This is a genomic window from Actinomycetospora succinea, assembly GCF_004363095.1.
In the GTDB taxonomy this organism is placed as follows: domain Bacteria; phylum Actinomycetota; class Actinomycetes; order Mycobacteriales; family Pseudonocardiaceae; genus Actinomycetospora; species Actinomycetospora succinea.
Genome location: NZ_SNYO01000006.1, coordinates 114,036 through 136,437 on the forward strand (window position 1 = coordinate 114,036; position 22,402 = coordinate 136,437).

The 22,402-nt window shown below is 75.9% G+C and carries 19 protein-coding genes and 3 pseudogenes; 3 read left to right on the plus strand and 19 right to left on the minus strand.

What is annotated here, in order from left to right:
• Positions 1–92 precede the first annotated feature (92 nt).
• From EV188_RS20710 to EV188_RS20725, 4 genes are all read right to left on the minus strand, one after another.
• Positions 93–503 carry a hypothetical protein gene (locus tag EV188_RS20710; protein ID WP_133828204.1) on the minus strand — a complete coding sequence of 137 codons (411 nt, stop codon included), beginning with the start codon at positions 501–503 and terminating at the stop codon, positions 93–95.
• Entirely contained in the window at positions 500–1,288 is a 789-nt protein-coding gene (locus EV188_RS20715; protein ID WP_133828372.1) for an isoprenyl transferase, read from the minus strand. The genes EV188_RS20710 and EV188_RS20715 overlap by 4 nt, the downstream gene beginning before the upstream one ends.
• Before the next feature lie 71 nt (positions 1,289–1,359).
• Positions 1,360–2,229: a DNA repair protein RecO gene (gene recO, locus EV188_RS20720; protein ID WP_133828205.1), complete on the minus strand. Its 870-nt coding sequence runs from the start codon at positions 2,227–2,229 to the stop codon at positions 1,360–1,362.
• Between the two features lie 17 nt (positions 2,230–2,246).
• Entirely contained in the window at positions 2,247–3,011 is a 765-nt protein-coding gene (locus tag EV188_RS20725; RefSeq protein ID WP_133828206.1) for an SDR family NAD(P)-dependent oxidoreductase, read from the minus strand.
• Between the two features lie 25 nt (positions 3,012–3,036).
• On the opposite strand from EV188_RS20725, the gene EV188_RS20730 reads away from it, so the two are divergent.
• Complete coding sequence (locus EV188_RS20730; RefSeq protein WP_133828207.1) at positions 3,037–3,399, plus strand: nuclear transport factor 2 family protein; 363 nt, start codon at positions 3,037–3,039, stop codon at positions 3,397–3,399.
• Between the two features lie 54 nt (positions 3,400–3,453).
• Here the strand turns inward: EV188_RS20730 and era are convergent, their stop codons facing one another.
• The 15 genes and pseudogenes from era to EV188_RS33020 form a co-directional block, all read right to left on the minus strand.
• Positions 3,454–4,347 carry a GTPase Era gene (era, locus tag EV188_RS20735; RefSeq protein ID WP_133828208.1) on the minus strand — a complete coding sequence of 298 codons (894 nt, stop codon included), beginning with the start codon at positions 4,345–4,347 and terminating at the stop codon, positions 3,454–3,456.
• Positions 4,344–5,606: an L-2-hydroxyglutarate oxidase gene (lhgO, locus tag EV188_RS20740; RefSeq protein WP_133828209.1), complete on the minus strand. Its 1,263-nt coding sequence runs from the start codon at positions 5,604–5,606 to the stop codon at positions 4,344–4,346. The genes era and lhgO overlap by 4 nt, the downstream gene beginning before the upstream one ends.
• Positions 5,603–5,986 (minus strand): cytidine deaminase, encoded by a 384-nt coding sequence (locus tag EV188_RS20745; protein WP_243741876.1) that lies wholly within the window; start codon positions 5,984–5,986, stop codon positions 5,603–5,605. The genes lhgO and EV188_RS20745 overlap by 4 nt, the downstream gene beginning before the upstream one ends.
• Positions 5,979–7,385 (minus strand): hemolysin family protein, encoded by a 1,407-nt coding sequence (locus tag EV188_RS20750; protein ID WP_133828210.1) that lies wholly within the window; start codon positions 7,383–7,385, stop codon positions 5,979–5,981. Before EV188_RS20750 ends, EV188_RS20745 begins: the two co-directional genes overlap by 8 nt.
• Complete coding sequence (ybeY, locus tag EV188_RS20755) at positions 7,382–7,921, minus strand: rRNA maturation RNase YbeY (protein ID WP_133828211.1); 540 nt, start codon at positions 7,919–7,921, stop codon at positions 7,382–7,384. Before ybeY ends, EV188_RS20750 begins: the two co-directional genes overlap by 4 nt.
• 23 nt (positions 7,922–7,944) lie before the next feature.
• A pseudogene (locus EV188_RS32695) lies at positions 7,945–8,316 on the minus strand (PhoH family protein); the annotation flags it as partial.
• Between the two features lie 252 nt (positions 8,317–8,568).
• Positions 8,569–9,405, minus strand: a pseudogene (locus tag EV188_RS33120) (LAGLIDADG family homing endonuclease); the annotation flags it as partial.
• Positions 9,394–10,086 (minus strand): annotated as a pseudogene (locus tag EV188_RS33125) (PhoH family protein); the annotation flags it as partial. The pseudogenes EV188_RS33125 and EV188_RS33120, both read right to left, overlap by 12 nt.
• Positions 10,087–10,177: 91 nt before the next feature.
• Positions 10,178–11,065: an alpha/beta hydrolase gene (locus EV188_RS20765; RefSeq protein WP_133828213.1), complete on the minus strand. Its 888-nt coding sequence runs from the start codon at positions 11,063–11,065 to the stop codon at positions 10,178–10,180.
• 17 nt (positions 11,066–11,082) lie between these two features.
• Positions 11,083–11,847, minus strand: a complete 765-nt coding sequence (locus EV188_RS20770; protein WP_166659997.1) for a 16S rRNA (uracil(1498)-N(3))-methyltransferase — start codon at positions 11,845–11,847, stop codon at positions 11,083–11,085.
• A 43-nt stretch (positions 11,848–11,890) separates the two neighbouring features.
• Positions 11,891–13,045, minus strand: a complete 1,155-nt coding sequence (gene dnaJ / locus EV188_RS20775) for a molecular chaperone DnaJ (protein ID WP_133828214.1) — start codon at positions 13,043–13,045, stop codon at positions 11,891–11,893.
• A gap of 53 nt (positions 13,046–13,098) precedes the next feature.
• Entirely contained in the window at positions 13,099–14,136 is a 1,038-nt protein-coding gene (gene hrcA, locus EV188_RS20780; protein WP_133828215.1) for a heat-inducible transcriptional repressor HrcA, read from the minus strand.
• A 110-nt stretch (positions 14,137–14,246) separates the two neighbouring features.
• Positions 14,247–15,716: a dynamin family protein gene (locus EV188_RS20785; RefSeq protein WP_133828375.1), complete on the minus strand. Its 1,470-nt coding sequence runs from the start codon at positions 15,714–15,716 to the stop codon at positions 14,247–14,249.
• Complete coding sequence (locus tag EV188_RS20790) at positions 15,713–17,521, minus strand: dynamin family protein (RefSeq protein WP_133828216.1); 1,809 nt, start codon at positions 17,519–17,521, stop codon at positions 15,713–15,715. Before EV188_RS20790 ends, EV188_RS20785 begins: the two co-directional genes overlap by 4 nt.
• A 95-nt stretch (positions 17,522–17,616) precedes the next feature.
• Positions 17,617–18,801, minus strand: a complete 1,185-nt coding sequence (locus EV188_RS33020) for an IniB N-terminal domain-containing protein (RefSeq protein ID WP_166659998.1) — start codon at positions 18,799–18,801, stop codon at positions 17,617–17,619.
• 302 nt (positions 18,802–19,103) lie between these two features.
• Between EV188_RS33020 and EV188_RS20800 the strand changes: the two genes are divergently transcribed.
• Together EV188_RS20800 and EV188_RS20805 are read left to right on the plus strand one after the other, a co-directional pair.
• Positions 19,104–20,906 carry an Hsp70 family protein gene (locus tag EV188_RS20800; protein ID WP_133828217.1) on the plus strand — a complete coding sequence of 601 codons (1,803 nt, stop codon included), beginning with the start codon at positions 19,104–19,106 and terminating at the stop codon, positions 20,904–20,906.
• A complete protein-coding gene (locus EV188_RS20805; RefSeq protein ID WP_133828218.1) occupies positions 20,903–22,399 on the plus strand; it encodes a helix-turn-helix domain-containing protein in 1,497 nt (498 codons plus the stop codon). The genes EV188_RS20800 and EV188_RS20805 overlap by 4 nt, the downstream gene beginning before the upstream one ends.
• Positions 22,400–22,402: the final 3 nt, after the last annotated feature.

The window sequence follows — 22,402 nt, forward strand, 5'->3', positions numbered from 1 at the left end:
ATGCTCCCAGCCGTCCCGATCAGCGCCGAGGACCCGCCGGGAACCCTGTGGAGGCGAACGGAGGATGGGGACGGCGGACGGGCGAACGGCGCTCAGGTCTCGGCGACCAGGTCCTCCCGGACCCGCTCCGCCGTCGACACGACGAGCATGAGCAGCGTGCCCAGCGGGCCGACCGCGAGGCCCTCCGCGGGGAACGCGTAGCGCAGCGTCACGTCCCAGCCCGTGTCGGTGGCGACCGCGCCGAGCGTGCCGAAGAGCCCCTGACCAGCGCGTTCGGCGACCCGGCGGGGGACGTCGGCGTCCTCGAGGTCCCAGGCGACGACGCAGGTCAGGCTGAGCACGACGAGCCCCTCGACGAGCTCGACGCCCTGGATCGCGCACGGCACGCCCGCGTGGCGGAAGGACAGCGCGCCGTCGTCGTCGACGTGCACGTCGACGAACTGCTCCATCGCCTCCCGGGCGGTGATCAGCAGTCCGGCGGTGGTGGCGGCCTCGCGGCTCACGAGCCGCTCCCTTCGGCTGCGTCGGTGGCCCCGTCGACGGCTCCGCCGTAGCGGCGGTCGCGCCGGGCGTAGATCTCGCACGCCTCCCAGAGGTGGCGGCGGTCGAAGTCGGGGAAGAGCGTGTCGAGGAAGACCATCTCGGCGTACGCCGACTGCCAGAGCAGGAAGTTCGACGTCCGCTGCTCCCCCGAGCTGCGCAGGAAGAGGTCGACGTCGGGCATGTCGGGCTCGTCGAGGTGGCGGGCGAGGGCCTTCTCGTCGATGCGCTCGGGGTCGATCTCGCCGCGGGCCGCCCGACGCGCCAGCTCCTTCGCGGCGCCGACGATCTCCGCGCGGCCGCCGTAGTTGACGCACACGGTGAGGGTGACGACGTCGTTGTCCTTCGTCAGCTCCTCGGCCGTCTCGAGCTCCTTGATCACGCTGCGCCAGAGCCGCGGGCGCTGCCCCGACCAGCGCACCCGGACGCCCATCGCGTGCATCTCGTCGCGGCGCCGGCGGATGACGTCGCGGTTGAACCCGAGCAGGAAGCGCACCTCGTCGGGGCTGCGGCGCCAGTTCTCGGTGGAGAAGGCGTACGCCGAGATCCACTTGACGCCGAGGTCGATGCAGCCGCGCACGACGTCGAGCAGCTGGCCCTCGCCCTGGCGGTGGCCCTCGATGCGCGGCAGGCCCCGCTGGTTCGCCCAGCGCCCGTTGCCGTCCATCACCAGCGCGACGTGGTTCGGGACGAGCTCGCGCGGGATGGCGGGGGCCGTCGCCCCGCTGGGGTGCGGCGTCGGCGGCATCACCGTCGGGTCGTCGCGTCCCCGCAGCGCGCGGTCGGCGGTCCGGCCGCGGGTGGGACGCAGGCGGGGGCTCACAGGGGCACTCCCGGTCCCGACCGAAGGGCACCTTCGGTCGGCTCCTCGGGTCGAAGGTGCCCTTCGCTCGGATCCTCGTCGACCCCGATGTCGAGCGGGGTCCCGGTCAGGTCGACGCGCGGGACGCCGCCGCGGCGGTCGACGAGCGGCAGCGAGCGCAGGGTGCGCTCCAGGTGCCACTGCAGGTGGGCGGCGACGAGGCCCGCGGTGTCGCGGCGCGCGGCGGCGTCGGTGCCCTCGGCGGTGTCCCAGTCGCCGCTGCGCAGCGCCTCGAGCAGGCGCCAGGTCTCCTCCGACGGGACGACGGCGCCCGAGAGCCGGCAGTGCTCGCACACCGCGCCGCCGGCGGGTACGGAGAAGCGGCGGTGGTACGGCGCGCCCTCGACCCCGCAGCGCGCACACTCGGTGATCGCCGGCGCCCAGCCGGCGATCACCATGGCACGCAGGAGGAAGGCGTCGAGCACGAGGTAAGGATCGCGGGTACCGCCCGCGAGGCCGCGCAGGCCCCCGACGAGCAGCAGGAACAGCTCGCGGGCCGGCTCGCCCTCCTCCGAGGTCAGGCGGTCGGCCGTCTCGAGCAGCGCGCACCCCGCCGTGTACCGCGGGTAGTCGCCGGTGAGCCCGCCGCCGAAGGCGTCGACGGTCTGCACCTGGGTGACGATGTCGAGGCTGCGCCCGGTGTGCAGCTGCAGGTCCACGTGCCCGAACGGCTCGAGCCGCGCCCCGAAGCGCGAGCTCGTGCGCCGCACGCCCTTCGCGACCGCGCGCACCTTCCCGTGCCGGTGGGTCAGGAACGTGACGATCCGGTCGGCCTCACCGAGCTTCTGCAGCCGCAGCACCACCCCGGTGTCGCGATAGAAGCCCACGGCGCCATCGTCCCACCCTAGGGCGCCGGGGGGTGCAGCAGTGGCCGCAGATCGGGGTAGTTCGTGATCTCCCAGCCGCCGTCGACGACCAGGCTCGTCCCGTTGACGTAGGACGCGTCGTCGCCGGCGAGGAACAGGGCCGGGCCGGCGATCTCGTCGGGATCCCCCGCCCGGGCGGCGACGATCCGCGTGACGAAGTCCTTCTCGATCGGCCCGCCGTCCAGGAAACCGGCCGTCAGCGGCGTGCGGACGAGGCCCGGGAGGATCGCGTTGACGCGGATGCCGCGGTCGCCGAGCTCCAGCGCCGCGTTCTTCGTGAACATCTCCACGCCCGCCTTCGCCGCCGCGTACGAGCTGGCGCCGTAGAGCGGGACGTGGGCGTTGAGCGAGGAGATGTTGACGATCGAGCTGCCCGGCGCCATCGCCCGCGCCTCGTGCCGGGTGCTCAGGTAGACCCCACGCAGCACGAGGTCGACGGTCCAGCGCCAGTCCTCCTCGTCGCCGTCGACGACGGTGCCGAAACGGGCCGAGCCGGCGACGTTGAACGCCGCGTCGAGGCGCCCGAACCGCTCGACGGTCCGCGCGACGGCGCCCTGGACCTGCGCGGAGTCGGTGACGTCGGCGACGACGGTTTCCGCGCCCTGCTGACGGCCGAGCCCGTCGGCGTCGATGTCGACGAGGACCACCGACGCGCCCTCGGCGACCAACCGCGCCCCGATCGCGGCGCCGATGCCCGACGCGCCGCCGGTCACCAGGGCGACCTTGTCCCGGTATCGCTGCATGCCCCGAACGTAGGACGATCAGGCCATGAGCGGAATCGAGCGGCGCGTCCTCGACGCCCTGGCCCACCCCGCGTCCGAGGCACCGGAGGGGCTCTTCGCCCCCGGTGCGGTCACCTGGCACTCGTTCGACGAGGTCGAGGCCCCGACGGTGCCGGACACGTTCGCGACGTTGGCCGCGATCCGGGAGAAGGTCCCGGACTTCACGATGACCGACGTCCGCCTCGGCGACGGCTTCGCGCAGTACGTGTTCGTCGGGACGCTGCCGGACGGCTCGACGCTGCGGGCGCCGGCGGCGCTGGCGATCCACGTCGACGGCGGCCTCGTCACCCGGATCGAGGAGTACGTCGACACGGGCCAGCTGGCGGGGCTGTTCGCGCTGCTCGGGTGATCGTGGGGGCTTTCCTGATATCTGACGTCAGCGTGGCCGCCAGGCTGACAAACCTCAGAAGCCGAGGCGGCGGAGCTGGCGGGGGTCGCGCTGCCAGTCCTTGGCGACCTTGACGAACAGGTCGAGGTGGACCTTCTCGCCGAGCAGGGCCTCGATGTGGCGGCGGGCCTCGGTGCCGACGTGCTTGAGCCGCGAGCCGCCCTTGCCGATCACGATCGACTTCTGGCTGTCGCGCTCCACGAAGATCTCGGCGCGCACGGTGAGGACCTTGCCCGGCGTCATCTCCTCGACGACGACGGCCAGCGAGTGCGGGAGCTCGTCGCGCACGCCCTCGAGCGCCGCCTCCCGCACGAACTCGGCGATCATCGTCGTCTCGGGCTCGTCGGAGAGCTCGCCGTCGGGGTAGAGCGGCGGGCCGGGCGGCATGCGGGCGAGCAGGAGGTCCGCCAGCAGCGACACCTGGTGCCCCTTGGACGCGGACACCGGGACGATCTCCGCGAACTCCGCCAGCTGCTCCAGCGCGAGCAGCCGCTCCGCGATCACCTCGGGACCCACGAGGTCGGTCTTGGTCAGGATCCCGATGAGCGGGGTCTTCGCCGTCACCTTCGCCAGCTCGGCGGCGATGAACCGGTCGCCCGGCCCGATCTGCTGGTCGGCGGGCACGCAGAACCCGACCACGTCGACCTCGGCCCAGGTCGTGTGGACGACGTCGTTGAGCCGCTCCCCCAGCAGCGTGCGCGGGCGGTGCAGCCCGGGGGTGTCGACGAGGACGAGCTGGCCGTCGTCACGGTGCACGATGCCGCGGATCGCGTGCCGGGTGGTCTGGGGCCGCGACGACGTGATGGCGACCTTCTGCCCGACCAGCGCGTTGGTCAGCGTCGACTTGCCGACGTTGGGCCGGCCGACGAAGCACGCGAACCCGGAGCGGAACTCCTCGGACGACGTCACGCGGCCTTCCCCTCCAGCCGCGCCACGATCTCCCGCCCGATCGGCAGCGCCGCGGTCGCCGCGGGCGAGGGCGCGTTGAGCACGTGCAGCACGCTCGGGCCGTCCTCCGGGGCGCCGTCCTGCACGAACAGGAAGTCGTCGACCAGCGACCCGTCGGGACGGATCGCCTGCGCGCGCACCCCGGCGCGGCGGGCGACGTCGTGCGGCGTGCGCAGGTCGTCGGCGGTGACGCCGGGCAGCATCCGGGCGACCGCGGCGGCCATCGCGGGCCGCGACAGCGAGCGCTGCATCTCCCCCAGCCCGTAGCGCCACTGGCGGCCCGCGAGCGTGAGAAACCCGGGATCAGTGAGCGTCCCGGCGAGCTCGCGCACCCGCAGCGTGCGCCAGTCGTAGCCCTCGCGCGCCAGGGCGAGCACGGCGTTCGGCCCGACGTGCACCGACCCGTCGACGCCGCGCGTGGCGTGCACCCCGAGGAACGGGAACGCGGGGTCGGGCACCGGGTAGACGAGGCCGCGGACGCTCTCGCCGATGGGTCCGACCAGGTCGGAGTACTCGCCGCGGAAGGGCACGATGCGCACGCCGGGGTCGAAGCCCGAGGCGCGGGCGATCTCGTCGGAGCGCAGGCCCGCGCACACCACGACCTGGCCGGCGAGCAGGTCGCCGCGGTCGGTGTGCACGACGACGTCGCCGCGCCGGCGCGCCACCGAGCGGACCGCGCGCCCCGTGTGCAGCACGGCGCCGCGCCCGACGGCGAGCTCGGCGAGGCGGCGGGTGATCGCGCCGTAGTCGCAGATCCCGGTCGAGGGCACCCACAGCCCGGCGATCGCGGCGACGGCGGGCTCGCGCTCACGCACGCCCGCCTCGTCGAGCTCGTGCACCTCGACGCCGTTGGCGCGCCCGCGGCGGACCAGCTCGGCCATGCGCGGCAGCTCGTCGGCGTCGGTGGCCGCGACGACCTTGCCGCACTCCTGGAACGGCAGGTCGTGCTCGGCGCAGAACTCCTTGGTCTCCGCGCAGCCGGCGACCGCCAGGCGCGCCTTCAGCGAGCCGGGCGCGTAGTAGAGCCCGGAGTGGATGACGTTGGAGTTGCGGCCGGTCTGGTGCGTGCCCGGCGTGGACTCGCGCTCGACGAGGGCCACCGAGGTGTGCCCGGCGGCGAGCAGCTCGTGCAGCACCGCGAACCCGACGATCCCCCCGCCCACGACGACGACGTCGTGGCGCGGGCTGGGCGCGACCGGGAGGGTCACAGCACCGGTCACGACGCCACCCGGTGCACCGACGACGCGTCCGGGCCGGCGACGAGCACCACCGCGCCCGCCGTGACCTCGGCGACCGCCGCGAGACCCGGGTCGTCGAACCCGCCGTCGAGGCCCTCGGCGCCGACCACCGCGGCGGCCTCGAGCCCGGGCGCACCGGCCGCCACGGCCGCCGCGACCGCGGCCTGCAGGGCGGTCAGCGACAGCGAGGGCAGGCTCACCGTGCACGCCGCGTACGTGCGGCCGTCGCTGTCGCGCACCGCGGCGCCGTGGGCCGCCCCGGTCCGCGCGCGGGCCGAGCGGGCCAGGGTCACGATCTTGGCGTCCTCGGGGTCGAGGGCGTCGGGGGCCACGGGCTCCGTGAGCGCGGCAGCGTCAGCCACGGTCGTCCTTTCCGTCGCGGGCGCCGGTCTGGGCGAGGTCGCCCTCGGCGCGCCCGGTGTCGTCGGCGCGCCGCGCATCGTCGTCGGTCGTCGTCGCGGGGTCCTCGGCGGGGGCGGGCTCGTCGGCCTGGCGCCACACGAGCAGGCTGCGGATGCGCATCCGGCCGCGGGCGTCCTCGCCGCCCTCGGCGCGCAGCCGCAGGCCGCCGATCTCGGCCTCGGCGCCGGGCAGCGGCACGCGCCCGAGGCGCTGGGCGAGCAGCCCGCCCACGGTGTCGACGTCCTCGACGTCGAACTCGACGCCGGTGGCCTCCTCGAGGTCCTCGACGGGCAGGCGCGCGGCGACCCGCCACGTCGTCTCGTCGAGGTGCTCGAGCGGGCGGTGCTCGGCGGCGTCGTACTCGTCGGTGATCTCGCCGACGATCTCCTCGAGCAGGTCCTCGATGGTCACGAGGCCCGCGGTGCCGCCGTACTCGTCGACGACGAGCGCCATGTGGTTGCGGTCGCGCTGCATGTCGCGCAGCAGGGCGTCGGCGCGCTTGGAGTCGGGCACGAAGTTGGCGGGGCGCATGACCTCGCCGACCGCGCCCGCCCGGTCGGCCGGGGCGTCGCTGTCGACGGTGCGCCGCACCAGGTCCTTGAGGTAGACGACGCCGACGGTGTCGTCGACGTCCTTGCCGATCACGGGGATGCGCGAGTAGCCGCTGCGCAGGGCGAGCGCGAGGGCCTGGCGCACGCTCTTGTCGCGCTCGATCCACACCATCTCGGTGCGCGGGACCATCACCTCGAGCACCCGGGTGTCGCCGAGGTCGAACACCGACTGGATCATCGCCCGCTCGTCGTCGTCGACGAGCCCGCCGCGCTCGGCCATGTCGACCAGCTCGCGCAGCTCGACCTCCGAGGAGAACGGCCCCTCGCGGAACCCGACGCCGGGCGTGATCGCGTTGCCGACGATGATCAGCAGCGAGGCCAGCGGGCCGAGCAGCACCACCAGCAGGCGCACCGCGGGCGCCACCGCGAGCGCCATGCCGTACGAGTGCTGGCGCCCGAGCGTGCGCGGCCCGACCCCGATGAGCACGTACGACACGAGCACGACCACCAGGCCCGCGACCAGCAGCGCGAGCCAGTCCGGGCCGATGAGCTGCAGGGCGACGAAGGCGCCGAGGACGTAGGCCGCGGCCTCGCACGCCAGCCGCAGCAGCACGAGCAGGTTGAGGTGGCGCGGACGGTCGGCGACGACGGCGGCGAGCGCCTTCGCCCCGGTGGCGCCCTCGCGCACGAGCCCGTCGACCCGCGCCCGCGACACCGACGAGATGGCCGCGTCGGCGGCGGCGAACACCCCGGCGAGCGGGACCAGGAGGATGACGGCGACGAGCTGGCCGACCAGCCCGGAGGTCACTGTTCGTTCTCGCCGAGCCCGACCGTGCCGAGCAGGCGGTCGTCGGCGGCGCGCTCGCGGGCGCTGCGGGCGGCGGCGGCGCGCTGGGTGCGCCAGTCGGCGAGCAGCTCGGCCTGCAGGCCGAACATCTGGCGCTCCTCGTCGGGCTCGGCGTGGTCGTAGCCGAGCAGGTGCAGCACGCCGTGGACGGTCAGCAGGTGCAGCTCGTCGTCGAGCCCGTGCCCGGCGGCCGCCGCCTGGTCGGCCGCGAACGCGGGGCACAGCACGATGTCGCCGAGCAGCGCGGGCCCCGACGACGGCGCGTCGGGGCGGCGCGCCGAGTCGTACTCGTCCATCGGGAACGACATGACGTCGGTGGGGCCGGGCTCGTCGAGCCAGCGCTCGTGCAGCTCCGACATGGGCTCCAGCTCGACGAGCATGATCGAGAGCTCGGCGAGCGGGCTGACGCCCATGCGGTCGAGGGCGTAGCGCGCGACCTCGACGATCGGGCCCTCGGCCACCTCGACGCCGGACTCGTTGGCGATCTCGATGCTCATGGGGTCCTCGTCGGTCTCGGAAGTCATCGACCTCGTCGCTCGCGGTTGCGCGGCCCCACCGGCGGGCCGGTGCGCGGGGCCGTCGACACGGCCTGGGGACGCCGCTGCTGCTGGGACTCGTCGTACCGGCTGTAGGCGTCGACGATGTCGGCGACGAGACGGTGACGCACGACGTCGTGCGACGTCAGCTCCGAGAAGACGACGTCGTCCACCCCGTCGAGGATGTCGCGGACCACCCGGAGGCCGGAAGCGGAGCCACCCGGGAGGTCGACCTGGGTGACGTCACCCGTGACCACCATCTTCGAGTTGAAGCCCAGGCGGGTCAGGAACATCTTCATCTGCTCGGGCGTCGTGTTCTGGGCCTCGTCGAGGATGATGAAGGCGTCGTTCAGGGTGTTGTGGGTGACGATGAAGTCGTCGGTGACGTAGAGCGAGTCCTCCGCCGCGACCGAGATGCAGACACAGTCCGCCTCGCCGTCCGGGAGGATGCTGTCGATGTAGCGACGCGGGCGTCCGCCGCCGGTCGCCTCGAAGGCCTCACGCTTCCGGGTGAGGCGGAAGGGGGCGATCTCGGCCGGGAGCCGGATGTCCAGGACATGCGTATCCGACCGGTAGAGGACCGGCCTGCCACCCGCCCAGCCCGGCGGGCGTCCCGCGGCGTATCGCGTCTTGACGTAGGCGACCCCGCCGAGCGACCGGACCAGGCGCACGACGTCGTCGCGCAGCCGCGGCGAGCACGTCGCGTACTGGACGCGGCAGGTCCGACCGCCCTGCGTCACCGGTCCACCGTCGGTGTCGAGCAGGCCCTGGAGCACGCCCAGCCGCACGTCCACGCTGTTCTGGAGATAAGCGTCGGGGACGAACTTCGTGCTCGAGTTGGTGCCCGCCAGGCCGAGCTGGCGGAGCACCGCGGTCACCGGGTTCGCCGTGATCACTCCGCCGCGACCGCCGCCGCCCGCCCGCCGGAGCACGTAGTCCAGCCCGGACTTGTGCGTCACCTCGGCGCCGGGCAGCGCCGCGTCCAGTGCCTCCGCCAGCTCGGCGTCCTTGGTCGAGAAGCTCGGCGTCGTCCGACCCGTGATGCACCCGTCGCCGAGGAGGAGCCCCAGGGCGTACGGATCCATCGGCACGGTCTGCGCCGGGTGCTCGACCGGCGACACCATCGGGAGCTCGTAACGGTGGGCGTGGGACCAGCGCAGGTTGCCCGTCATCTGCTGCGTCTGGAGGACTCGGCCCGCCGTGCCGTCCCGGCGGTCGTCGGGGGTGGTCACGAACCACAGGTGCTCGCCGCACGCCCGCGTCGAGGCCCCGTCCTGGGTCCAGACCCGGTAGACCTGCTTGCGGCCCTGCGGGTGGACGCCGACGACGGGCGTCGGTGTGCCGTCGCGTCCGGTCACCAGGTCGCCGACCCGCAGCTCCCCGATGGGCCGGAACCCGTCCGGGGTGAGGACCGGCGAATCCACCGGCTGCGCGCGACCCCGCATGTAGGCCAGAGGGGCGATCTCGATGGTCCCGGCGGCCATGAGCTTCGGCACCGCGTCGGTGTCGAGCATGTCGTGCAGCGCGTCGTAGAGCGGCCGCAGGTACGGGTCGATCTTCTCCGAGAGCGTGCCGGGCAGGAACCCGAGCCGCTCGCCGGCCTCGACCGCGGGCCGGGTCAGGATGATCCGGTTGACCTGCTTGGCCTGCAGCGCCTGCACGGCCTTCGCCATCGCCAGGTAGGTCTTGCCCGTGCCCGCCGGGCCGATGCCGAAGACGATGGTGTTGACGTCGATCGCGTCGACGTAGCGCTTCTGGTTGAGCGTCTTGGGCCGGACGGTGCGCCCGCGCCGGGAGACGATGTCGAGGCTGAGCACCTCGGCGGGCGACGGGGAGCCACCCTCGGTGCCGTCGTCGATGTCGTCCTGCAGCATGCGCACCGAGCGGCGCACCGCGTCGGGGTCGATCTGCTGCCCGCGGCTGGCCAGCACGACCAGCTCGGCGAACACCCGCTCGGCGAAGGCCACGTCGGCCGGCTCGCCGGAGAGGGTGAGCTCGTTGCCGCGGACGTGGACGTCGGCGGCCAGCAGGCTCTCGGCCTCGCGCAGGTTCTCGTCGCGCTTGCCCAGGAGCGTCAGGAGCGCTGCCTCGGGCACCACGATCCGGGAGTTTCCGTCACCGGTCACGTGCTGAACTGTCCTGCTTCCTGCTCGCCATGTGGGCCGTCGGTCCCTTCACGCCAATCCTAGCCTCCCCGCGCGGGTGGCCGGGCGCCGCTCACAGCAGCCCCTCGACCTCCTCGCGCACCGCGGCCCACGCCGGCAGGCCGGGATCGATGATCGCGAAGTGGTCGGCGCCCGGCACGACCCGCAGGCGGGCGTCCCCGCGCGCCGCGACCGCGGCGGCCACGTAGCGCTGCGACTGGTCGAGCGGGACCACCGTGTCGGCGTCGCCGTGCACGCACACGACGGGGGCGGGCGCCGGCACGAGCGCGGCGGGCGAGGCCAGCGCGTAGCGGTCGGCGACCTGTTCGGGGGGCCCGCCGAGGAGGTCGGTCACCGCGCCGCCGCCCAGGCCCTGGGTGGCCCCGGCGACGAGGTCGAGCACCCCGGCCTGGCTCACCGTGCCGACCGGGCGCACCTTGGGATCGGCGCCCGGGCGCCCGGTGTCGAGACGCTCGCGGCTCGCGGCCCAACCGACGAGCTGGCCACCGGCGGAGTGCCCGAGGAACACGACGCGGTCGAGGTCCAGGCGCCCCTTGGCGGCGTCCTGCACCGGGCCGGGCAGCAGGTCGAGGGCGGCCGCGACGTCGGTGAACGTCATCGGCCAGCCCCCGCCCGCGCCGACGCGGCGGTACTCGACGTTCCACGCCGCGATGCCGCGGTTGGTGAGGTCGACGGCCAGCGGGGTGCCCAGCTCGAGGCCGTACGCGGCGCGCCAGTAGCCGCCGTGCACCACGACCACGACCGGCACCTGCTGCCCGCCGGGCGGGAGGTGCAGCACCCCGTACTGCGCGGGGTCGGGGCCATAGGGCAGCGAGGTCGGCGACGGCGTGCCCGGCTGGGTCGGCGGGACCGCGACGCCGCCGGTCGGGGTGGGGACACGGCTGCAGGCGGCGAGCCCGGCGAGGCCGGCGAGGCCCCCGAGCAGCGAGCGGCGCGCCATCGTCGAACTCCTGGCCGTCATCCCCATCGTCCGGTGCGCGCCCCCAGCGCGCCGAGCGCCACCGCGGCGGCGCTCGAGGTCCGCAGCACGCCCGGGCCCATGCGCACCTCGCGGGCGCCGGCGCGGGCGAGCAGGGCGCGCTCGGCGTCGGTGACCCCGCCCTCCGGGCCGACGACGAGCACCAGCTCGCCGCGCCCGGGCAGGGCGACGTCGGCGAGCGACTCGGTGGCCGTGGCCTCGAGGACCAGCACCGCGTCGGCGTCGCGGGCCGCGAGGTCGCCGGTGGTGGCGGGCGGCGCGACGTCGGGCACCCGGGCCCGGCGCGCCTGCTTGGCCGCCTCGCGGGCGGTGGCCCGCCACTTCGCGAGCGCCTTCTCGCCGCGCACCCCGTCGTCCCAGCGCGCCACGCAGCGCTCGGCGCGCCACGGCAGGATCGCGTCGACGCCCGCCTCGGTGGCGAGCTCGACGGCGAGCTCGGCGCGGTCGCCCTTGACCAGGGCCTGCGCCAGCGTGATGCGCAGCGGCGCCTCGTCCTCCGAGCGGCGCTCGAGCACGGTCGTCGTCACCCGGCTCTTGCCCACCTCGGTGACCCGCGCCCGGGCCCGCGTGCCGGCGCCGTCCCCGATCAGCACGACCTCGCCGGGACGCACCCGGCGCACGTCGGCGGCGTGGCGCCCCTCGGCGCCGTCGAGCACGACCTCGCCGCTCCCGGGCACCGCGTCGACCCAGAACAGCGCGGGCCGCGACCATGCCGTCGGACCAGCCGTCGGGTCGGCCCCCACGTCCGGTGTCCCCCCTGCCCGCCCCCGCGAGCTCACCGCAGGCTCACCGCGTGCGACCACCCGAGCGCCGGCGGCCGAACAGGCCGTTGCGGTGGGCCAGATCCGGGCGCTCCTCGCCGCGCAGCTCGGCGAGCTCGCGCAGGAGCTCGGTCTGGCGGGTGTCGAGGCGGTCGGGCACCTGGACGTCGAGGTGCACCAGGAGGTCGCCGCGCCCGTCGGTGCGCCCCGTCGAGCGCAGGCGGGGCATCCCACGCCCGCGCAGGGTGAGGGTGGTGTTCGGCTGCGTGCCCGCCTCGATCGTCAGCTCCTCCTCGCCCTCGAGGGTGCGCTGGGGCAGCGTCGTGCCCAGGGCGGCCGCGGTCATCGGCAGGCTGACGTGGCAGTGCAGGTCGACGCCGTCGCGGGTGAAGTACTCGTGGCGCTCCTCGGAGACCTCGATGTACAGGTCACCGGCCGGTCCGCCGCCGGGCCCGACCTCGCCCTGGTTGGCCATCCGGATGCGCATGCCGTCGCCGACGCCCGCGGGCACCTGCACGGTGACCGTGCGCCGGGACCGCACGCGCCCGTCGCCGCCGCACTGCGAGCAGGGGCTCGGGATGATCTCGCCGGTGCCGCGGCAGACCGGGCAGGCGCGGGCCGTGACGACCTGGCCGATGAACGAGCGCTGCACGTTCTGGATCTCGCCGCGGCCGTCGCAGGTGTCACAGGTCTCGGTGCGCGTGCCCGGCTCCGCGCCGCCGCCGTGGCACTTCTCGCAGAGCACGGCGGTGTCGACGGTGAGGTCGCGCGCGACGCCCGTCGAGCACTCCTCGAGCGTGAGGTCGATGCGGATGAGCGCGTCCTCGCCCGGCTGCACCCGGCTGCGCGGCCCGCGCCCGCCGGTGGCCCCGGCGGCGCCGAAGAACGCGTCCATGATGTCGCCGAGGCCGCCGAAGCCGGCCGCGGAGAAGCCCCCGGCGCCGCCGCCACCGCCGCCGCGGGTCTCGAGCGGGTCGCCGCCGAGGTCGACGATGCGCCGCTTCTGCGGGTCGGTCAGGACCTCGTAGGCGTTCTTGACGTCCTGGAACCGCGCCTGCGTCTCGGCGTCGGGGTTGACGTCGGGGTGCAGCTCGCGGGCGAGCTTGCGGTAGGCCCGCTTGAGCTCGGCGTCGTCCGCCTCCCGGGACACGCCCAGGATTCCGTAGTAGTCCTTCGCCACGCTGGTCCTCGTCCGTCCTGTCTCATCGTGCCGGCGCCCGGTCGAACGGGCACTCAGCGTCCCCCGACGATCTCACCGACGTAGCGCGCGACCGCACGCACCGCCGCGATCGCGCTCGGGTAGTCCATCCGCGTCGGTCCCACGACGCCCATCCCGCCCAGGGCGGTGGTTCCCTGCCCGAGAGAAGATAAAGCTCCGTACCCGATCGACACCGTGGAGGCACTCCACAGGTCCTCGGACTCGTTCTCCTCGCCGATCCGCACCGTGACCCGCTCCGGGTCGCTCGCCGAGGTGAGCAGGCGCAGCACCACCACCTGCTCCTCCAGCGCCTCCAGCATGCCGCGCAGCGCCCCGGCGTCCGTGCCCGCCCGGGTGAGGTTGGCCGTGCCGCCGAGCACCAGGCGTTCCTCGGGGCGCTCCAGCAGGGCCTCGAGCAGCACCGCGGCCACGCTGAGCAGCGGCGAGCGCAGGCCGGCCGGGGCGTCGTCGGGCAGCTCGGACATCCGCGCCGACGCCGTCGCCAGCGGCTGCCCGACCAGCGCGTTGTTGAGCAGCGCCCGCAGCCGCGACACGTCGTCCTCGTCGAGGACGTCGCCGAGGTCGACGACGCGCTGGTCGACCCGGCCGGTGTCGGTGATCAGCACGAGCATCAGGCGCGCCGGCGTCAGCCGCACGACCTCGAGGTGGCGCACCGTCGAGCGGGTCAGCGTCGGGTACTGGATGACGGCGACCTGCCGTGTGAGCTGGGCGAGCAGGCGCACGCTGCGCTTGAGCACGTCGTCGAGGTCGACCGCGCCCTCGAGGAAGGTCGTGATCGCCCGGCGCTCCGCGGCCGAGAGCGGCTTGACCTGGTGCAACCGGTCGACGAAGAGGCGGTAGCCCTTGTCGGTGGGGACGCGCCCGGCGCTGGTGTGCGGCTGGGCGATGTAGCCGTCCTCCTCGAGCGCCGCCATGTCGTTGCGCACGGTGGCGCTGGAGACGCCCAGGTTGTGACGCTCCACGAGCGCCTTCGAGCCGACCGGCTCGTTGGTGGCGACGAAGTCCGCGACGATCGCGCGCAGGACGGCGACGCGGCGCTCCTCGGCGTTCACCGCGCACACCTCCTCGCCGTGGCCGTCGGGTCCGTCCCATCGTAGGCGAGCCGGGGCGCGGCGTCCGTGGGACGCCGAGGGTGCTGTCAACGAAGTGGCGCCGCCCGGGCTCAACCTCCGGAGCGCCCGGCCAGGATCCCCTCGACGCTGCGGACGACGACGCGCGCGACGTCGGCGCGGGCCCGGTCGGCGCGCGGGTCCTCCCCCGCCCGGCGCCACCGGGCGAGCGCGTCGAGGGCGAGCCCGCGGACGTCGTCGGGGGCCGCGTCGGAGGGCGCGCCGAGCCGTGCGGTCGCCCCCGGGCCGTCGCCGCCGAGCAGCCGGCGCGCCTCCTCGTCCGGGCCGCCGCGGGCCTGCAGCGCCACCAGCGCGTCCTGCTCGGCGAACTCGTGCGCGCCGGTGAGCACGCGCTCGACGGCGGCGGCGAGCTCGGCGGTGTCGCCGCCGCCGCGGGGGCTCGGCACGGTGTGCAGCACGCGCCCGAGCGCGCCGAGCGCGGCGCGGGCCCGGAAGACGTCGCCGTGCGCGACGAGCTGGGTGCCGACGACGGCGCGGAGGTCCTCCAGGCCGCTGCGGCGGACGAGCTCGGCGGCGAGGCCCGCGGAGTCGGTGGCGCCGCGGCGGACCAGCGTGGTCGCGAGGCGCAGCCCGTGGAGCCCGAACCGGTCGAGCAGGGCCCGGCGCTCCCGGCGCTCGAGCGCCTCGGGGAACCGCCCGTCGAGGAAGCGGTCGGCCGAGAGGAGCAGGTCCTCGACGTCCTCCCGCGGCGTGCTCGCGAGATCCCGGACCGCGGCGAACTCGGTGGCGCGCAGGGTCCGGGCGGTCTCGGCGAGCAGGCCCGCGACCGGCACCACGGTGCGGCAGTGCCGCCGCAGGGCCGGGTCCGCGCGGTAGCGGCGGGCGACCTGGGCGGCGGTCATCAGCGCGTCGAGGCGCCCGCCGCCGATCTCGTCGGCGTGGGACAGGACGGCCACGGTGCCCGCCGGACCGATGCCGCGCGCCGCGCGCTCGCCCACCGTCTCGGCGAAGGCGACGTCCGCGTCGTGCAGGTGGCGCACGAGGTGCAGGACCACGTCGGCCCCGTCCTCGTCCTCCTGCTCGGCGGACAGGAACGCGCGCGCCCGGCCCGCGACGCCGGGGCGGGTGGAGTCCGCGCCCGGGGTGTCGATCAGGTGGACGGCCCGCAGGCTCGCCGAGGGCCAGTCGACGCGCAGCTCGCGCAGCCGCTCGGCGGTGCCGCCGAGGTCGATGACGAGCGCGCCGCGGCGGTGCACGACGGGCAGGTCGGTCGGTGGGGTCCCGTCGCGGGGGATCGCGGTGATCCGCGCGCTCGGGGCGTCGCGGTAGGTGGTGACGACGCGGGTGCACTCCGCGGTCCCGGTGGGCGCGATCTGCTCGCCGACCAGCGCGTTGAGCAGCGTCGACTTGCCCGCCTTGAGGGTGCCGGCCAGCGCCACGCGCAGGGGGCCGTCGAGGCGGTCGCGGTGGGCGCGGAGCACGGCCGCGGCCGCCGGGTCGGCGGCGTAGACGGCCAGGGCGCGGTCGAGGACGGCGCGGGTGCGCCCGGCGAGGGCGCTCACGCGGCGCACCGGGCGAGGACGTCGTCGAGGCGCGCGAGCTGCGCCCGGACCTCGGCGGTGCGGCGGCGACGCACCTGGGCGTCGAGGTCGCGCGCCCCGGTGGCGGCCGCGACGGCCTCGGCGGCACCCCGGGCGACCTCGTCGGCCCGCCCGGCGAAGTGGTCGCGCAGGGTGCGCTGGACCTCGCGGAGCATGTCCTTGGTGTGCTTGCCGACGACGAACTGCACCTCGTCGGCGTGCTGGCGGACCACCCGGCGGGCGTCGAGCCGGCGACGCCGCAGGGCGCGGCGGCGCTCGTCGCGCAGCGTGCGCCCGCCGAGCAGCACCCCGGCGCCGACCGAGAACGGGTTGATCAGCGCCATCCCCGACAGCGTCGTCACGAGTCCGACCATGAGGACGCCGCCGTAGGAACCGCGCAGGCCGACGAGGAGCCCCTGGGTGAGCGCCATCCGGTCGAGGTCGGGCGTCGCGAGCTCGGGCAGGACCGACAGCTCGGCGGTGAACCGGCCGGCGGGCACGGGGGCACGGTCGGGTTCCGAGCCGGGATCGGCGAAGTGCGCCGCGACCCGCTCGGCGAGCCACCACGTGCGCTCCCCCGCCCACAGGTAGGTGGTCGCGACCGCCCGGCCGACCTCCTCGGCGAGCCACGGCTCGAACTGGTCCCAGACCTGGGCGGGGTCGACCTCCTCGAGCGTCTCCTCCGCGGTCCGCACGACCTGCCGGACGCGGTCGCGCAGGTCCCACTCGATGTCGGACGTGAGGTCGGCGACGCCGTCGGCGAGCGTCTGCTGCCAGCGCGCCGAGCGCTCCTTGGTCGCCGCCGCCCGGGCGGTCGCCGCGGCGAGCGCCTCGTCGAGCTCGCGGGCCCGCTCGGGTCCCTCCAGCGCGGCGAGCTCGACGACCGGGACCGCGCGCAGGTCCCCGAGGACCTCCGCGACGTGCCGGTGCACCGCCCGCTCCGCCCGGCGCCCGCCGGGCTCGACGACACGACGGCGCAGCAGGTCGCGCAGCGCCGGGATCCCGGAGGCGACCTCGAGCTCCCGGCCTGTCTCGGTATCCCCCCGCGTGCGGCCGTGGCGCTCGAGCTCCGCCGACACCCCGACCACCTCGACCGTGAGCCCCCGCTCGGCGAGGAGGGCGAGGTCCAGGTCGCGCACCTCGCGCCAGGCCGGGTGCAGGTCGGTGCGGGTGAGGGCGACGACGACCGTGGCGACATGCGCCACGGCCGCCCGCAGCAGCTCGACCTCGCCGGCCGCGAGCTCCCGCGACGCGTCGCTGACCAGCAGCACCGCGTCCGCGGCGGGCAGCTCGGCGAGCACCGCGGCCGCCGGCGCCCCGCCGGGCCCGCCCGCGCCCGGGGTGTCGATCAGCGTGAGGCCCTCGGCGAGCAGCGGGACCGCCCGCCCGATCTCGGCCTGCATCCACGCCGGGTCGTCCCGCGCCGTCACCGCGCCCGCGAGGCGCGCGGCGGTGACGTCCTCGCGCCCGTGCGCGCCCACGAGCACCGTGTACGGCTCGTCGGCGTGCGCGACGACGGTCGGCAGGGCCGTCGCGACGTCGGGGTGCGCAGGGCAGAGGTCCGCGCCGACGAGCGCGTCGACGAGGCTGCTCTTGCCCTGCTTGTAGTCGCCGACGACGAGCACCCGGGCGCCCGGGTCGAGCAGGCGGCTCCCGTTGCGCGCGAGCGAGGCGGCGACGTCGTCGCGACCCAGGTCGCGGGCGATCGCCACCGCCGCGTCGAGGACCGCGGCCGCCTCGCGCCGCCCGGTCCTCGCGGGTCCTGTCGTGGTCGTCGTCGTGGTCATGCGCTCCCCCGTCGTCGACGGGCGGTGCTCGACCTCGCCGAGCACCGCCCGTCACCGAACAGCCAGCAGATGCTACTGCGTGTGACCGGACCCGATCAGGGGAAGAGGTCCACGTCGACGTCGTCGACCTCGATGTCGACGTCGTCGTTGTCCTCGGTCACGTCGTTGTCCTCGGTGACGCTGTTGTCGACGTCGTTGTCCTCCGTCACGTCGTTGTCCTCCGTGACGTCGTTGTCCTCCGTCACGTCGTTGTCCTCCGTGACGTCGTTGTCCTCGGTCACGTCGTTGTCCTCGGTGACGCTGTTGTCGACGTCGTTGTCCTCGGTCGTGTTGCCCGAGTCGGTGATCGTGACGTCGTTGTCCTCGGTGACGTCGTTGTCCTCCGTCGTGTTGCCGGAGTCCGAGATCGTGACGTCGTTGTCCTCCGTCGTGTTGCCGGAGTCCGAGATCGTGACGTCGTCGTCGCTGGTCAGGTCGCCGGCGCCGCCCTCGACGAGCACGTCGCCCTCACCCGAGGTGGCGACGGTGCCGCCCGCCGCGTCACCGCCGATCGACACCGCACCCCCGACGCCGGCGGCGAGACCGCCGCCCACCGCGGTGCCGTCGCCGAGCACGGCGGTGCCGTCGTCGACCACCTGGTTGCCGTCGCCGACGATCGCGCCGGCGCCGGTGACGACCGTGCCGTCGAGGTCGTCGCCGACCGCGACCGCGCCGGCGCCCGAGGCCACCGTCGGGCTCAGGTCGACGTCCTGGACGACGTCGCCGCCGGCGACGATGTCCTGGTCGATGATCTGGTTGAGCACCGTGTCGTGGCTGTCGAAGTGGTAGGTCGTCGTCGCGACCGACAGGTGGGCGATCACGCGGTCGATCTCCGTGACGCCCGGGACCGCGGCCCCGGGACCGCCACCGCCGTGCCAGCCACCGCCGCCGCCGTGTCCCCCGCCGCCGTGCCAGGCACCGCCGCCACCGCCGCCGTGCCAGCCGCCCGGCCCCGACCAGTCGTCGTCCACCGCGGCGATCCGGGCGGCGCCGCCGCCCCCGCCCCCGGGGCCGTCGAGCACGCCGTCGCGGACGTCCTCGTCGTAGCGCGCCGCGACGGCGGCCGGCGCGTGGTCCATCACCAGCGGCACCGCGTCGCGGACGTCGTCGAACGTGAGGTCCTCGAGGCCCGCCGACTGCAGGGAGCACGTCGGGTCGGCGAGGAACTCGGCCCGCGCGACCGGGTCGCGGAACAGGTCGAGGAGGAACTGCAGGAGCGTCTTGGCTTCCGTCGTGGGCATCGGGCCACCTCCGTCGTCGTGTCCGGAGCCGTCGTCCGGTGCCGACGAAAGCTAGGAAGATCCGGGGTCCGGGACAGCGGGGATCGGCCCGCATCCCGGGGAGGGGGCTCGGGGGATCCGCCCCCACTGGGCCGTCCGGGACGGGGGGTCCGGACGTGCGACCCCGATGTCCACCCCCCGTGTGGGCTAAGTGGACTAGGTGTTAGCCCGAATGCCGCCTAACCTCGCCGCTGAGCACGTTCGGTACATCAATGCCGAACGGTGGGTGACGGAGTTTTCGGGTGACTGGGTGGGGGGCGGCCATGACGTACGACCTCGGCATCGATCTCGGGACGACCTCCACGGCGGCGGCGGTCCTGCGTGACGGGGGTGCGCACCCGGAGACGGTGGCGCTCGGGAGCCGCCTCGCGGTGGTCCCGTCGGTCGTGTACCGCGGCGCCGACGGGACGGTGCTGGTCGGCGAGAGCGCCGAGCGCCGCGCCGGCGACGAGCCCGACCGCGTCGTGCGCGAGGTCAAGCGGCGCCTCGGCGACGACGTCCCGCCCGTGGTGGGCGGCGAGCCCTGGCCGGCCGAGGACGTCGCGGCCGCGATCGTGGCATGGGTGCTCGCCCGGGTCGCCGAGCGCGAGGGCGGGCCGGCGCGGCGGGTGGTCGTCACGCACCCCGCGACCTGGGGGGACTTCCGGTGCACCCGCCTGCGGACGGCGCTCGCCGGGCTCGCCGACGTCGAGCTGCTCGCCGAGCCGCACGCCGCGGTCCTCGGGCACGCGGCGCTGCGGCGGCCGGTGACCGTCGGCGGGGGCGCCGAGGACGCCGTCACCACGGCCGTCTACGACCTCGGCGGCGGCACCTTCGACGCCGCCGTCGCCCGCCGCGCGGCGGACGGCACCGTCACCCTGCTCGGCACGCCCCGCGGCCTGGACCGGGTCGGGGGCATCGACTTCGACGAGGCGGTCCTCGCCCACGTGCGCGCCGAGGTCGCCGACGCGCTCGCCGAGCTCGACCCCGACGACCCGGAGAGCTGGCAGGCGCTGCACCGGCTGCGCCGCGACTGCGTCGAGGCCAAGGAGGCGCTCTCGGCCGACACCGAGGTCGCCGTCCCCGTCGTCCTCCCGTCCGGCCACCGCACCGTGCGCCTCGGCCGCGCCGACTTCGAGGCGCGCATCCACGACACCGTCGCGGCGACCGTCGAGGAGTTCGGGGCCGCGCTGGCGGACGCGGGCGTGACCCCGACCGAGGTCGACCACGTGCTGCTGGCGGGCGGGTCGTCGACGATCCCGCTGGTCGCGCGCCTGCTCACCGAGGCGCTGGGCCGGCCGGTCTCCGCCGACGCGGACCCGCTGACCGTCGTCGCCCTCGGCGCGGCCGTCGCGGCGCGCGGGGAGGCGGTCGAGGACGCCGAGGTCCCGGTCCGGCCCCGCGGACCCGAGCGCCCGCCCTCGACCGTCGTGGCCCTGAGCGACGCGGCCGGGTCGCCCGACGCCGACCCGCCCCGGCGCGGCCGGCGCGCCCTCGTCGCCTCCGGGGTGCTCGTGGCGGCGGTGGCCGTCGCGGTCGCCGTCCCCCTGCCGCTCGACGAGGCCGTCACCGACTCCGTGCGCGGCGCGCTGCACGACGCGTTCGGCACCCCGGCGGCCGCGCTCACGGTGCCGCCGCCACCCCCCACCGTCGTCGCCCGCCCCCTCGGCGAGGTGACGCCCCTCGGTCCGACGGACCCCGCTCTTCCCGGCGGCGGTCCCGTGTCGGGCCCCGGCCCGGTGCCGCCCCCCGGCACCGGGCCGGTCGGGGCCGCCGCCCCGGCGGCCTCCCCCGCGGCCTCCCCCGCGGTCGCCCCGGCCGTCGCGACCCCCGCGGCCGCGAGGACGGCCGAGGCCCCGACCGGTCCGGTCACCGTCGCGGCCACGCCCGCCGCGGCGACCGAGCCGGACCCGCCCTCGTCACCGGTCGAGCAGGCGCCGTCGGACGACCAGCCACCGTCGGAGGAGCCGGAGCCCACCGGTGAGCCCGACCCGCCGGCCGAGGAGACGCGCAGCGTCGAGGAGCCGTCCGAGCCGTCCTCGTCGGCTCCCGCTCCGTCCTCCGGCGACACCGAGGAGACGACGTGACCGCCGTCCACACCGCCCCGCCCCCGTCCGACGAGGGGGCCGACCCCGCCGAGCAGGCCGCCCGCACCGGCGACCTCGACGCCGCCCTGCGCACCGCCGACGCCGCGCTGCGCGACCGCTCCGACCCCGACGGGCAGCTCCGCGCCGCCGCCGTGCTCGCCGCGGTCCTGCCCCACCGCGGGCTGCTCTCGCGCAGCGCCGACCTGCACCGATGGCTCGCGCGGCGCCAGGGCGCGAGCGCGCCCGACGCCGCCGTGGCGCTGCTCGGGGTGGGGGCGCTCGACGAGGCGACGGCCGCCGTGGTGTCGGCCGACGACGACGCCCCCGGCCTCGCCGACGCCGCCGACGTGCTCACCGCCCGCGGCGCGCTGGCGACCGTCACCGGCGATTCGTCGGCGGCCCTGTCCCTGCTCAGCCGCGCGGCCGCGGCGCTGGCGGTGTGCGACCGCCCCGCGGTTCGCGGCGACACCCCGGCCGCGCTCGGCGCCCTCGTCGCCCTGCACCGCGGGGAGCCCGAGCTCGCCGGGCCGCTGCTCGACCGGGCGCTCGCGCTCGACCTCGGCGGACCCGCCCACCGCCGCCGCCACCTGCTGCTGCGGGCCTGGTGCGCGCTCGCGGCCGGCGACGCCGCCGGCGCCCGGACGTGGCGGGCCCGCGCCGGCGAGGCCGGGCCGGAGACGGTGGAGCCGCGCGACGAGCTGGTCGCCGTGGCCCTCGACGTCGCGCTCGCCCGCCGGGCCGGGGACGTGCGCGCCCTGCTGGACCTCTGGGCGCGGGCCCGGGAGGCGCTCGTGCGCCACCCCGTCGACCTCTACGTGCTCCTGCCCGTCGGCGAGCTCGCCCTCGCGGCGGCACGGCTCGGCGAGCAGGGCTGGGTGGCGCCGCACCTCGACGATGGCAGCGCCCTGCTGGCGGCGCTCGGGGAGCCGGCGCTGTGGAGCACGCCGTGGCACTGGTACGGCCTGCAGTACGCGATCGCCACCGAGCAGTCCGCGCTCGCCGCCGTCCACGCGCAGGCGCTGGCCGACGCCGCGCAGGTCGCGCACCCGGCCGTGGCGCCGGCCCGCGCCGCCGCCGCCTGGCTGCGCGTGCTGGACGGCGACGTCGACCCCGACGAGGTCACGGCCGCGGCGACCGGTCTGCGCGCCGCCGGGCTCGGGTGGGACGGGTCCCGCCTCGCCGGCGAGGCCGCCCTGCGCACCACCGACCGGCGCGCGATCTCGTCGCTGCTGGCGTGCGCGCGGGATCTGCACCCGGACACCTCGGACACCCCCGACGTGCCCGCGCCCCGGACCTCGGGCGTCGTGCTCAGCGACCGGGAGCGCGAGGTCGCGGCGCTCGTCGTCGAGGGCCTGACCTACCGGGAGATCGGCGCGCGCCTGTTCCTGTCGGCGAAGACCGTCGAGCACCACGTCGCCCGTCTGCGCCAGCGCCTGGGCTCGGCGACCCGGAGCGAGCTGTTCGGGGACCTGCGCGCGGCGCTGGGCCGCTGAGCC